This is a genomic window from Streptomyces sp. TSRI0281, assembly GCF_001905125.1.
In the GTDB taxonomy this organism is placed as follows: domain Bacteria; phylum Actinomycetota; class Actinomycetes; order Streptomycetales; family Streptomycetaceae; genus Streptomyces.
In genome coordinates this window covers 333824-346018 of sequence record NZ_LWLE01000023.1, presented here as the reverse complement: position 1 = coordinate 346018, position 12195 = coordinate 333824, and the positions used below count along the sequence as shown (strand labels likewise).

The window sequence follows — 12195 nt, the reverse complement described above, 5'->3', positions numbered from 1 at the left end:
CTCAGGCTCCTAGGACGCCGACGAGGATCGGCCCGGTGAGCGGCAGCAGGAAGTTCGAGAGCGTGTACGTGATCGTGTAGCCGAGCAGCGGCACGGAACTCTGGGCCACCTGGGTGATGGAGGTGATCGCGGGGGTGGAGCACTGCTGTCCGGCGATGGCGCCGATGAGCAGCGGTTTCTCGATCTTCAGCAGCTTGCGGCCGACGATCAGCGAGATCGTCGCCGGGACCAGCACCATGGCGATGCCCGCGAACGGCAGCAGCGCCCCGTACTCCTTGAGCAGCGGCCATGCCTGCGGCCCGGCGGTCAGTCCCGTGCAGGCGATGAAGACCGCCAGGCCCAGGTCCTTGAGCGTGCTCGCGGCCTGCGGCGGGAAGGCACCGAAGGTCTGCTTGCGGGAGCGGAACCAGCCGAAGATCAGGCCGGAGATCAGACAGCCGCCACCGGTGCCGAGCGACATGGGGATGTCACCGGCGTTGATGACGATCTGGCCCAGCAGGGAGCCCGCCACGATGCCGAATCCGAGGTAGATGAAGTCGGTCGTGTCGTTCCTGACCACGGCGCCGATCTTCGCGACCAGCTTGTTCAGCCCGCCGCGCGCACCGACCAGGGTCAGCACATCACCGCGGTAGAGCGTGGTGCGGCCCGAGGCGGGCAACTGCTGGTCGTTGCGCACGACCTCGGTGATGTAGACCCCGTCCGCGCGGAATTCGGGATGGTTCTTCTCCAACTGGTCGATGGTCCGGCCGTGGGTGGCCTTCTCGGTGACGGCGACCTGCTTGGTGGCCAGCGGGGTGTCGAGACCCGGAACGGCGGGCGTCTCGGGGCCGATCTCCCGGCCCGCCTCGATGATGGCCGCGCGCCGCCCGACGACCTGGACCAGGTCGCTGAGCGTCAGTTCCAGGCCGGCGTCGGGCGTCAGCAGCTTGCTGCCGCGCTTGACGCCCTCGACCGTGATCCGGCCGCCGAGCGCGGTCTCCAGCTCCCCGATGGTGCGCCCGTCGGCCAGGGTCACGAGATAGGTGCGGCCGACCGTGCCGGGCAGCGCCTCGCGCTCGTCGGACTCCAGGCCGGCCGCTCCGCCGCGCATCTTCTCCCAGAGTTCGCGCGAGGCGTCCGCCAGGTTGATCCGCAGCAGCATCGGCATGATCTGGCTGGTGAAGAGCACGATGGTGATCAGGCCGAACAGATAGCAGACCGTGTACGCGGTGGCGACATGCCCCTGGTACCGGTCGATCTGATCGGCGGTCAGCCCGCTGAGCTTGCCGATGGCCTCGGTCGCCGTACCCACGACCGCGGACTCGGTCGCCGCGCCCGCCAGGATGCCGGCGGCGGTGCCGACGTCCAGGTCGAACCCCTTGGCCAGGCCGTAGGCGATGCCGAGGACACAGACCAGCTCGATCAGACAGAGCGCGAAGAAGCGCAGGCTCCTGCGGTTGAGGTTGGCGAAGAACTGAGGGCCCGCCATGTAGCCGAGCGAGAAGATGAACAGCGCGAAGAAGACGGTCTTGACGTCGTCGTTGACGCTGATGTGCCGGGTGCCGAGCAGCAGCGAGACGATCAGCGTCCCGCAGATGCCGCCGAGGGTGATCGGGCCGACGCGGAGCTTGCCGACCAGATATCCGGCGGCAAGACAGAGGAAGAGCGCCAGTTCGGGATGGTCACGGATGACACCCATCGCGCCTCACCCGTCCAGCGGGGAATCGGTGATCGAAAGGGACATAAGGGTGAAATTAGCAGCAGTTGGGTGTGAAGGCACTGCACTGTGCGGCCCCGTGCTCACGGGTCTTCCCTGGGTGGCCGAGGGGCTGGCCGGGGGATGGTCGCGGGGCGGCCAAGGGGGTCGGCCGGGGGCGGCTGGGGGGTCGGTCGGGGGACGGCTGAGGGGTCGGTCGGGGGACGGCTGAGGGGCGGGTCTTCGGGGAAAGAACGCGGAACCGGCCCGGGTGGGGTGCCCGATGCCCCGGCCCGTTCACCTTCCGGCGGCCGTGTCGCGCCGCCCGCCTCCCCGCCGGGCCACGCCGGACAGTCGGCCGGCCGGGGCGCGCGGGGATGATCTCCGTCGCCGCCGGCGGTGGATCACGCTGCCGTACGGGCGCCTGACCTGCACGCATGAACCCATGGGGCGGACGGGCGATCAGAAGCCCCGTCAGGGACGCAAGATGTCGTGCGGGCACGTTCGCGTGACGTGATGGACACGCTCGGGCAACGGAAACGTCTTCAACTCTTGACACTCACCCCCTTGAGGCAGCAACCTTCCGACATCGGCGCATGGGAGCGCTCCCACAGTGCACGGGAATCTCGTGCGCATGGCACTGCCCGTGCCTCCGCCCCGTACCACCTGTCGTCGTCCGCGCCGCTCCCCGGGCCCCGCGGAGCGACGCCGGTCCCACCCCGGAACAAGGAGTAGTGGAATGCGCATCACCCGCAGCGTTGCCGGTCGACGCCGTAGAACCGCGATCGTGGCCACCACGGGCCTGACGGTCTCCGCCCTCTTGCTCACCGCGTGCAGCGACTCCTCGGACTCCGGCGGTGGAGCCGATGCCGACGGCAACATCACGCTGACCGTCGCCGACTTCGGGCAGTTCGGGTACAAGGAGGCCGGGCTCTTCGAGAAGTACCACGAGCTCAACCCGAAGATCACGGTCAAGGAGGACACCACCGCCGAGGAGAAGAACTACTACCCCAAGCTGCTTCAGCAGCTGAACTCGGGCAGTGGGCTGGCGGATGTCCAGGGGATCGAGGTCGGCCGGATCAAGGAGATCGTCGACACCAAGGCGGACGCGTTCGCCGACCTCGGCAAGGTGATAGACGTCGACGAGTGGGTGTCGTGGAAGGAGAAGCAGGCCACGGCCCCCAGCGGCGCGGTGATCGGTGCGGGGACGGACATCGGCCCGATGTCCCTCTGCTACAACACCGAGCTCTTCGCCAAAGCCGGTCTGCCGACCGACCGCGCCGAGGTCGCCAAGCGGACCGCCGGGGGCTGGGAGGACTTCCTCGCGCTCGGTGAGGAGTTCAAGAAGAAGGCGCCCAAGGGCACGTACTTCATGGACTCCGCGAGCGCGATGTTCAACGCCGTGGTCAGCTCGAACGCGAAGCAGTACTACGACGAGAGCGGCAAGCCGATCTACCAGGACAGCCCCAGCGTCAAGCAGGGCTGGGACCTGGCCGCCGAGGCCGCGTCGAAGAAGCTGACCCAGGGCCTCGCGCAGTTCGAGGACCCGTGGCAGGCCGCCCTGCGCAAGGGCACCATCGCGACGGTGGTGTGCCCCGCGTGGATGGCCGGTCAGATCTCGACGTACGCCGGTGACGCCAACAAGGGCAAGTGGGACATCACCACCGCCCCCGGTGCGACCGCCGCCAACTGGGGCGGCTCCTTCCTCTCCGTACCGAAGTCCGGCAAGAACGTGGACGAGGCCATGAAGCTCGTCAAGTGGCTGACCGCCCCCGAGCAGCAGGCCGCCGTCTTCAAGGCGATCGGTGTGTTCCCGTCCAACAAGGGCGCGTACGAGCTGCCCGACGTGAAGAACGCGACCCTCCCGTACTTCAACAACGCCCCGATCGGGCAGATCTACGCGGATGAGGCGACGTCCATCCCCGAGGCGGTCATCGGCCCGAAGGACGGCGTGATCAAGGACTCCATCTCCACCCAGATCAACAACATGGAGCAGCGCGGGACCAGCCCCGACGATGCCTGGGACGCGGCGACCAAGGCCATCGACAAGGCGATCGGCTGAACCGCCGCCGGTGCGGGCGGCCGTCCGCCGCCCGCACCGGCGCTTCCGGCGAAACCGCCCTCATCCCCACCCCGTCTCCGCCTCCGGTCCGGCCGCCCACCGCGTCGTCCTGCCGGCGCACCCCAGGGAAGGACTCCCGCCCGTGGCAACCTCGACCTCCACCCGGGACGCGTACGCCCCGCCACCCGGTGATCCCCGACGCGAACAACGGGCCGCCCGACGTCAGTTGTGGCGCAGCCGGCTGTGGCGGTTCGACGACAAGGCGTCCCCGTACGCGTACATCGCGCCCTTCTTCCTCGTCTTCGCCGCCTTCGGGCTCTACCCGCTCATCTACACCGGCTGGATAGCCCTGCACCGGGTGGAGATGACCGGCCTGGATCGGATGGAGTGGGTCGGCTGGGGGAACTTCGACCGGATCCTGCACGACTCCGAGTTCTGGACGGCGGTCAGCAACACCTTCCTGATCGGGGTCATCTCGACCGTTCCCCAGCTGCTCGTCGCGCTGGGCCTGGCCCATCTGCTGAACTACAAGCTGCGGGCCAGCACGTTCTGGCGCACCGTCATCCTGACGCCGTACGCCACCTCGGTGGCCTCGGCCGCCCTCGTCTTCGCGCTGGTCTTCCGCGCCGACGGCGGCCTGCTGAACTGGGCGCTCCACTTCGTCGGCTTCGGTGACACCAACTGGGCCAACGGGCACTGGACGTCGAAGATCGCCATCTCCGTGATCGTGATCTGGCGCTGGACGGGGTACAACGCCCTGATCTACCTGGCCGCCATGCAGGCGGTACCGAACGACCTGTACGAGGCCGCCTCGCTCGACGGCGCGTCGCGCTGGCAGCAGTTCCGCAAGGTGACCATCCCCTCGCTGCGGCCGACGATCCTCTTCACGATCGTCATCTCGACCATCGGCTCGATGCAGCTGTTCGGCGAGCCCCTGCTCCTGGAGGGCGGCGCGCTCGGCGCCACCGGCGGCAACGAGAATCAGTACGAGACGCTCAGCGTCTACCTCTACAACTACGGCTGGAATCTCGGGCATCTGGGCCCGGCCGCCGCAGTGGCCTGGGCGATGCTCGCCCTCCTGCTCATCATCGCCGCGGTCAACTGGCTCATCGGCCGCTTCACACGCACCTCAGCGGCCTGACCGGGAGCGAATTCCATGACCATGACCAGCCCCACCCACGCCCCGCAGGCCCTCCCGCCGAAGCCCGAACGCCGGACACCGCGGCGTACGAGCCGCTTCCGGATGGGCGCGGGCCAGCAGATGAAGGGCGGCCCGTTCGCCTACGCCGCACTGATCGTCGTCGGTATCGGTTCGCTGCTGCCGCTCTACTGGACGCTCGTGGCGGCGTCCCGCACCCAGGACGAAGTCCTCGCCAGCACCCCGCCGTTCCTGCCCGGCGGGCGGCTGTTCGACAATCTGCGGACGGCCTGGGAGCAGGCGAACCTCGGCAAGGCGATCGTCAACAGCATCGTCGTCTCCGCGTCGATCACCGCGGCGACGCTGTTCTTCTGCACGCTGGCCGGCTACGCCTTCGCCAAGATGCGCTTCCGCGGCCGCGGCTGGCTGATGACCGCGGTCATCGCCACGCTGACGATCCCGCCGCAGCTCAGCGTCGTCCCGCTGTTCATGATGATGTCCGACCTCGGCTGGGGCGGACAGCTCGAGTCGGTGATCTTCCCGACCCTGGTGAGCGCCTTCGGCGTGTTCTTCATGCGTCAGTACCTGATCGAGGCACTGCCGTACGAACTCATCGAGGCGGCCAGGATCGACGGAGCGAACAACCTCCGCATCGTGCTGAGCGTGGTCCTCCCGGTGGCCCGCCCGGCGATGATGGTGCTGGGCATGCTCACGTTCGTCCAGGCATGGAACGACTTCTTCTGGCCCTACCTCGCGCTGAACCAGCAGAACCCGACCCTCCAGGTCGCGCTGGGGCAGCTCAGCGCCTCCTACACCCCTGACCAGAGCATCGTCATGGCGGGCGCGCTGATCAGCACGCTGCCGCTGCTCGTGGTGTTCGTCCTCTTCGGGAAGAAGATCGTCGGAGGGATCATGTCCGGCGCGGTCAAGGGGTGACACCCCCCCCACCACCGTTCTGCCCCTGCCTCTGCCCCACCCACCCCATGGGAGCGCTCCTCCATGACTGCCGTACGACCCGACGCCACCCTCACGCCCACCGCCGCCGACCCGCACGGGGAACCCGGGGCGCCCCTCTTCCCGGCGGGCTTCGTCTGGGGCGCCGCGACCGCCGCCTACCAGGTGGAGGGCGCCGCCGCCGAGGACGGCCGCACCCCCTCCATCTGGGACACCTTCAGCCACACCCCCGGCAAGGTCCACAACGGCGACACCGGTGACATCGCCGCCGACCACTACCACCGCTACGGCGACGACGTCGCGCTGATGAAGCGGCTCGGGCTCAAGGCGTACCGCTTCTCCGTCTCCTGGTCCCGGGTCCAGCCCACCGGCCGCGGCCCCGCCGTCGAGCGCGGCCTGGACTTCTACCGCAAGCTCGTCGACGAGCTGCTGGCGGCGGGCATCACCCCCGTCGCCACGCTCTACCACTGGGACCTCCCGCAGGAGCTGGAGGACGCGGGCGGCTGGCCCGAGCGCGCCACCGCCGAACGCTTCGCCGACTACGCCGCCATCATGGCCGGTGCGCTCGGCGACCGGGTCGGCATGTGGACCACACTCAACGAGCCCTGGTGCTCGGCCTTCCTGGGGTACGGCTCCGGGGTGCACGCCCCCGGCCGCACCGAACCGGCCGCCGCGCTGCGGGCCGCCCACCACCTCAACCTCGCCCACGGCCGGGCGGCCGAGGTCCTGCGCGACCGGCTCCCCGCCACCGCGCAGATCTCGGTCACCCTCAACCTCCACCAGGTCCGCCCGCTGACCACGAGGGCCGAGGACGCGGACGCCGCCCGCCGGATCGACGCGGTGGGCAACCGGGTCTTCACCGGCCCGATGCTGCGGGGCGAGTACCCCGAGGACCTGATCGCCGACACCGCGCACCTGGTCGACTGGTCCACGCTCGTCCGGGACAGCGACCTGCCGGCGATCTCCCGCCCCGTCGACGTACTCGGCGTCAACTACTACACACCGACGATCGTCTCCACGCCCGCCTCCGGTGCGGGGGACACCCGCAACGACGGCCACGGCAACAGCGACCACTCCCCGTGGCCCGGCTCCGAGCACGTCGCCTTCCACCTCGCCGAGGGCAGGCCGCGTACGGCGATGAACTGGTCGGTGGACCCCGACGGGCTGTACGACCTGCTCCTCGACGTCACCCGCGACCACCCGGGCCTGCCCCTGATGGTCACGGAGAACGGTGCCGCGTTCGACGACTGCGTGACCCCCGAGGGCACGGTCGAGGACCCCGAGCGGATCGCCTACGTGCGCGGCCATCTGGACGCCGTACAGCGGGCCGTGGCCGACGGGGCGGACGTGCGCGGCTACTTCCTCTGGTCGCTCATGGACAACTTCGAGTGGGCGTACGGGTACTCGAAGCGCTTCGGCGCGGTGTACGTCGACTACGCGTCCCAGCTGCGCACCCCCAAGGCGAGCGCCCACTGGTACGCCGACGTGATCCGCCGCCACGCACTGCCCCCGGTGCCGGACGCCCACGCCTGACCGCCGCCGCACCACGAAGCCGGGAGACCCCGTTCCACCGGACGGGGTCTCCCGGCTTTCGCGCGGGTACGGACCCGGCGACGATCACCGTTCCCGGCCGCCTGCCCGTAGACTCGGCATCGCTGGGAGCGCTCCCAAGCCGCATGGTCCGGCCCCCGCCGGGACGAAACATCCGAGACTTGGATTGGCTTTGCGGCTGTGAGAAATTGACCGGAAACGGGGAGGCAGCCATGACGGCAGCGCGAGTACGGAGCGGCGGGCGGCCCACGCTCGAAGAAGTGGCGGCACGGGCGGGAGTCGGCCGGGGCACCGCCTCCCGCGTCATCAACGGCTCGCCGCGGGTCAGCGCGCAGACCCGCGAGGCGGTCCAGGCGGCGGTCGCCGAGCTGGGCTACGTACCCAACCGGGCCGCCAGGGCACTGGCCGGCAACCGCACCGACGCCATCGCCCTGGTCGTCCCCGAACCCGAGACCCGCTTCTTCGCCGAGCCGTACTTCTCCGACATCGTGCGCGGCGTCGGCGCCGCGCTCGCCGACACCGAGATGCAGCTGCTGCTCACCCTCGTGGGCAACGACCGGGAGCGCCGCCGACTCGCCCAGTATCTGACCGCCCACCGTGTCGACGGTGTCCTGCTGGTCTCCGTGCACGCCGACGACCCGCTGCCCGACCTGCTCGAACAGCTGGGGATGCCCTCCGTGATCAGTGGCCGCCGCAGCGCCGCCGAACCCCTCGCCTCGGTGGACTCCGACAACTTCGAGGGTGCGCGGGCCGCCGTCGACCACCTGGTCTCCCGGGGCCGCCGCTCCATCGCCACCATCACCGGCCGCCTGGAGGTCTACGGCGCCCAACGCCGCCTGGACGGCTACCGCACGGCCGTCGCCGCGGCGGGGCTGGCCCCCGACGAACGCCTCATCGCCCCCGCCGACTTCACCGAGGAGGGCGGCGCCCGTGCGATGCGCGAGCTCCTGGCCCGCCGCCCCGGCCTCGACGCGGTCTTCGCCGCCTCCGACGTGATGGCCGCGGGCGCCCGTCAGGTCCTGCGCGAGGCCGGCCGCCGCATCCCCGACGACGTCGCCCTGGTCGGCTTCGACGACTCGGTCGTCGCCCGCCACATGGACCCGGCCCTCACCAGCGTCCGCCAGCCGATCGAGGAGATGGGCCGCACGATGGCCAGGGTCCTCCTGGACGAGATCGCGGGCCGCTCGGAAGAACGCCCCAGGATCGTGCTGCCGACGGAACTGGTGGTACGGGACTCGTCGTGAGGGCGCCGTGCGCGCACCGCCGCTGACGGACCGACAGGGAGGCTGTGCGCACTGTCCGGTGAGCCGGTTGGGCATGCCGTCGGCTGCTCGCTGAGAACAACCGTTCGTCCCGCCGCAGGGGTCATTCACACGCATGGGTGACTGCGCTCGACGCGCATGCCGGGACAAGATCACATACATGAAAGCTTCCTTGATCCGCCGCGCGTGTGCCGCGGCCCTGGTGCTGGCGACGGTCACACCCCCCGCGGTGGCCGCCCAGTCGGACGGCACCGCCGCCCGGTCCGGCACTGCCGCACGGTCCGCCATCGCCGCACCGTCCGCCATCGGGGCGCAGGTCCGGCTGCTGGGCGAGAAGACCGTTCCGCACAAGCTTTCCTTCCGGGACACGACGGTCGGCGGTCTGTCCGGCATCGACCGGAATCCGTGCACGGGCGAGTACGTCATGGTCAGCGACGACCGTTCGTACCTCCAGCCCGCCCGCTTCTACACCGCCAGGATCGACGTGGACCGCGCCGGAGTGCACTCCGTCGACTTCACCGGCACCCACCCGTTCCTACAGCCGGACGGCTCGGTCTACCCGCCGCCGAGCCTCAACGACGGCAAGGCCGTGGACCCCGAAGAGCTGCGCGTGGACCCGCGGAGCTGCCGGTACTGGTGGGCCCAGGAGGGCGACCGGCCGAGCTCGGCGAGCGCCCCGGTGATCCAGCCGTCGATCCAGTTCGCCAACCGCACCGGCGCCTATCGCGGCCAGCTCCGCCTGCCGCCCAACTACGAGTTCACCCTGGGCGATCGGGGCCTGCGGCGGAACAAGGCGGTGGAAGCGATCACGTTCGGAGCCAGGAGCAGCGTGCTCACCAGCGCTGTCGAGGGTCCGCTGCTCCAGGACGGTCCGGAGCCCGATCTGGAACGCGGTGCCCTGGTCCGCGTCACCCAGCAGAACCGGAAGGGCGACGTGCTCGGGCAGTTCGCCTATCCCCTGGAGAAGATCTTCACCGCGTCCGACCCGTCCAGCCCGTGGGCCCCGGACACCGGCGTGCCCTCGATCCTCGCCTTCCCCGACGACCCCAGCCGCTACCTCGTCCTGGAACGCACCTGGGTGGCGGGCGCGGGTTACAAGATCCGCATCTTCGACGCCACCACCCGCGGCGCGACCGAGGTGCAGAAGCTGGACTCGCTGGCCGGGCAGAGGGTCCTGCCGATGCGCAAGAAGCTGGTCGCGGACTTCCACGACCTGGGCCTGTCCACGATCGAGAACACCGAGGGCATGACCTGGGGTCCGGACCTGCCGGGCGGCGAGCGAACCCTGCTGCTGGTCAGCGACGACAACTTCTCCCAGGAGGAGGCCACCCAGATCGTCGCACTGGGCGTCCGCTGAGAAGCGGGTAACGGCGACGGGCGAGGGGCCACGGCACCGCAGGACCACGCCTCGGCTCCTCCCGACCCCCCTGGTCCGGGAGGAGCCGGGTCCGTCACCTGAGTCCGTGCCGGTTCGAGTCGCGGCAGACGCCCTTCGTGGTGCCGCATCCGGAGCATCCCTGCCCGCCTTCGTCGTTCGCGGGCGGGGCGGGGGTCGGGCTGTTGTGCATGGTGGTTCCGTTCAGGTGGTGGGCCGCCGGTGGCCGGTGTCGTGATCGTCGGCCACCGGCGGGGGTTCAGGGGCGGGGAATCGGCGTCCCCGCAGATCAGGTGGTGCCGTTCCGGATGTGGCAGACGCACCCGCAGTCGGCGCGTCGGCAGTGGTCATGCGCGTCGGCCAGGTGGGGTTGCTGTGCCGCGCGGCAGGGGGTGCTGTGTGTGTCGCCGCGGAGCTGCTCGGCCAGGGCCAGCATGTCATCGAGCCGGGACTCTGCGGTTGCGGCTTCGGCCAGTTCGGTGTCCGTGATCGGGTCGCCGTGCCACAGGAGGGTGATCCCGTGTTCGGGGCACCGGGCCATGTGCGCGGTCTCGATCGCGAAGTCGTGGACGCCGCCGCTGTGGTGGCACTTCACTCGAACCCCCTCCGTGTGTGCTCCGGCGGCTGAGTCCTGGCCGCGCGCACGGCCAGGACTCAGCTGCACCTACGCCCTCGTGGGCTCGATGACTGTGTGCGGATTACGCAGCCAGACATGCTGGGCCCGGTGGGTCGCGGTCATTCCGAACTGGTCGGGCCCCGGCCGGCCGAGCCCCTCGTACTCCCACCACGCCTGCTCGATCTCCTCCCACAGAAGCCCCGGACCGTACTGCCAGACGTCCTCACCTGTGACCGCGATCGCGGCGGCCCCGTCCCCGCGGCTCGCCCACACCTGAGCGCCGTCAGGGGTGTCCTTGTGGGTGACACGGACGCCGGGCAGCCGTGCCCCGGCGTACAGCGCGAATCCGAGGTCCAGGATCTGCGCGGGATCCAGTCCCGCGGAGCGACGCCGTCCCTTGCCCTCCACCTGGTGGGCGGTAGGCCGGTGAGATCGCATCGGCATGTACGACGCGCCGCCGGTGAACATGCCGACCGCGGTGCCGTCCTCCTGGACGTGGAGCTGGACCAGGGCGCCGGACCAGAAGTCGCGAGTCAGCGGGGCGACGATGATCCCGCCCGGCCGGACCTGCCGGACCAGGGCATGCGGGATGTATCGGAGAGCGCATGTCGCGATCAGCCGGTCGACGGGGCCCATGCCGGGCCAGGGGTGCTCGCCGTCCCCGATGCGCAGGTGCGGCCGATAGCCTGCGCCCGCGATGGCGTTCGCAGCCTGCCGGGCGAGGGCGGGGTCCAGCTCGATGCTGTAGACCTGCTCGTCTCCGAGCCTCTCGGAGAGAAGTGCGGCGACGTGCCCTGAACCGGTGCCGATCTCCAGCACCCGGTGCCCGTCCTCGACCTGGAGCAGCCCGAGCATGCGGGCGACCATCGACGGCTGGGAGTTGGAGGATGTCGCGATGCCGGGTCCGGCCTCGGCTCCGTCGTCGAGCTGGGTGACGACCGGCTCGTCCGAATGGACCAGGGTGAGCCGGTCGTCCGTGCCGCCGACCGGCTCACACCGGTCGGGGAGCTGACGCCAGGCAGTCTCCGGAATGAAACGCATCCGTGGCACGGCCTCCCACACCTGCCGCCAGCCGCGATCGAGCAGCCCTCGGTCGGCGAGGCCCTGGACCAATTCCTGATAGGTGGGGGCCTGCCTCTGTACGGTGCTCACGACTGCGCGGCGTCCTTCTGGGGGCCGCTGCCGTCCGGTGACGGTGCCGGAGCCGGATCCGGCGTCCATGGCTTGTCCGAGGGGGCGCCGCCGTGCTTTCCGTCGCTGGCCTGCTGTGCAGTGTTCATGCGTCTGCCCTTCGTCCGTGACCACCCAGCGGCGGCCGGGTGATCCGCGGGGGTGTGCTCCGTCGCTCCTCGCGCCACGCCATCCTGAGCTTGGACGCGGTATCGCAGCCCGCTCCCTTTGTGCACGCGTCACAGGTCACTGTGTGGCCCACCCACGCGGCGTACGCCGGATCGTCCGGTGCGGCTCTGGTCTCGGCACTCATGTTCGCCCCTTGCGGAAATGGGTGCGGCGCCGGTCGATCCTGGAGGGGGGAGGACCTGCGCCGCCGTCATGGGGATCAC

General features: G+C 70.3%; 10 protein-coding genes. 6 read left to right on the top strand and 4 right to left on the bottom strand.

Annotated elements, in window-relative coordinates:
* Nucleotide 1 precedes the first annotated feature (1 nt).
* Nucleotides 2-1678 (bottom strand): aspartate-alanine antiporter, encoded by a 1677-nt coding sequence (gene aspT, locus A6A29_RS26555; protein WP_073723532.1) that lies wholly within the window; start codon nt 1676-1678, stop codon nt 2-4.
* Nucleotides 1679-2414: 736 nt separating this feature from the next.
* Between aspT and A6A29_RS26550 the strand changes: the two genes are divergently transcribed.
* From A6A29_RS26550 to A6A29_RS26525, 6 genes are all read left to right on the top strand, one after another.
* Nucleotides 2415-3737, top strand: a complete 1323-nt coding sequence (locus A6A29_RS26550) for an ABC transporter substrate-binding protein (protein WP_073723531.1) — start codon at nt 2415-2417, stop codon at nt 3735-3737.
* A 142-nt stretch (nt 3738-3879) separates the two neighbouring features.
* Complete coding sequence (locus A6A29_RS26545; protein WP_073723530.1) at nt 3880-4878, top strand: carbohydrate ABC transporter permease; 999 nt, start codon at nt 3880-3882, stop codon at nt 4876-4878.
* Nucleotides 4879-4893: 15 nt separating this feature from the next.
* Nucleotides 4894-5811: a carbohydrate ABC transporter permease gene (locus A6A29_RS26540; RefSeq protein WP_073723528.1), complete on the top strand. Its 918-nt coding sequence runs from the start codon at nt 4894-4896 to the stop codon at nt 5809-5811.
* A gap of 63 nt (nt 5812-5874) precedes the next feature.
* Nucleotides 5875-7362: a GH1 family beta-glucosidase gene (locus A6A29_RS26535; RefSeq protein ID WP_073723526.1), complete on the top strand. Its 1488-nt coding sequence runs from the start codon at nt 5875-5877 to the stop codon at nt 7360-7362.
* Between the two features lie 230 nt (nt 7363-7592).
* The gene (locus tag A6A29_RS26530) at nt 7593-8624 is read left to right on the top strand and encodes a LacI family DNA-binding transcriptional regulator (RefSeq protein ID WP_073723524.1); all 1032 of its coding nucleotides are present in this window, start codon (nt 7593-7595) and stop codon (nt 8622-8624) included.
* A 178-nt stretch (nt 8625-8802) separates the two neighbouring features.
* Complete coding sequence (locus tag A6A29_RS26525) at nt 8803-9999, top strand: esterase-like activity of phytase family protein (RefSeq protein WP_079183023.1); 1197 nt, start codon at nt 8803-8805, stop codon at nt 9997-9999.
* A gap of 307 nt (nt 10000-10306) precedes the next feature.
* Here the strand turns inward: A6A29_RS26525 and A6A29_RS26520 are convergent, their stop codons facing one another.
* From A6A29_RS26520 to A6A29_RS47635, 3 genes are all read right to left on the bottom strand, one after another.
* Nucleotides 10307-10612 (bottom strand): hypothetical protein, encoded by a 306-nt coding sequence (locus A6A29_RS26520; protein WP_073723522.1) that lies wholly within the window; start codon nt 10610-10612, stop codon nt 10307-10309.
* Between the two features lie 69 nt (nt 10613-10681).
* On the bottom strand, nt 10682-11785 hold the full coding sequence (locus tag A6A29_RS26515; protein ID WP_073723520.1) for a methyltransferase domain-containing protein: 1104 nt from the start codon (nt 11783-11785) through the stop codon (nt 10682-10684).
* Entirely contained in the window at nt 11782-11913 is a 132-nt protein-coding gene (locus A6A29_RS47635) for a hypothetical protein (RefSeq protein WP_274535838.1), read from the bottom strand. The genes A6A29_RS26515 and A6A29_RS47635 overlap by 4 nt, the downstream gene beginning before the upstream one ends.
* Nucleotides 11914-12195 lie beyond the last annotated feature (282 nt).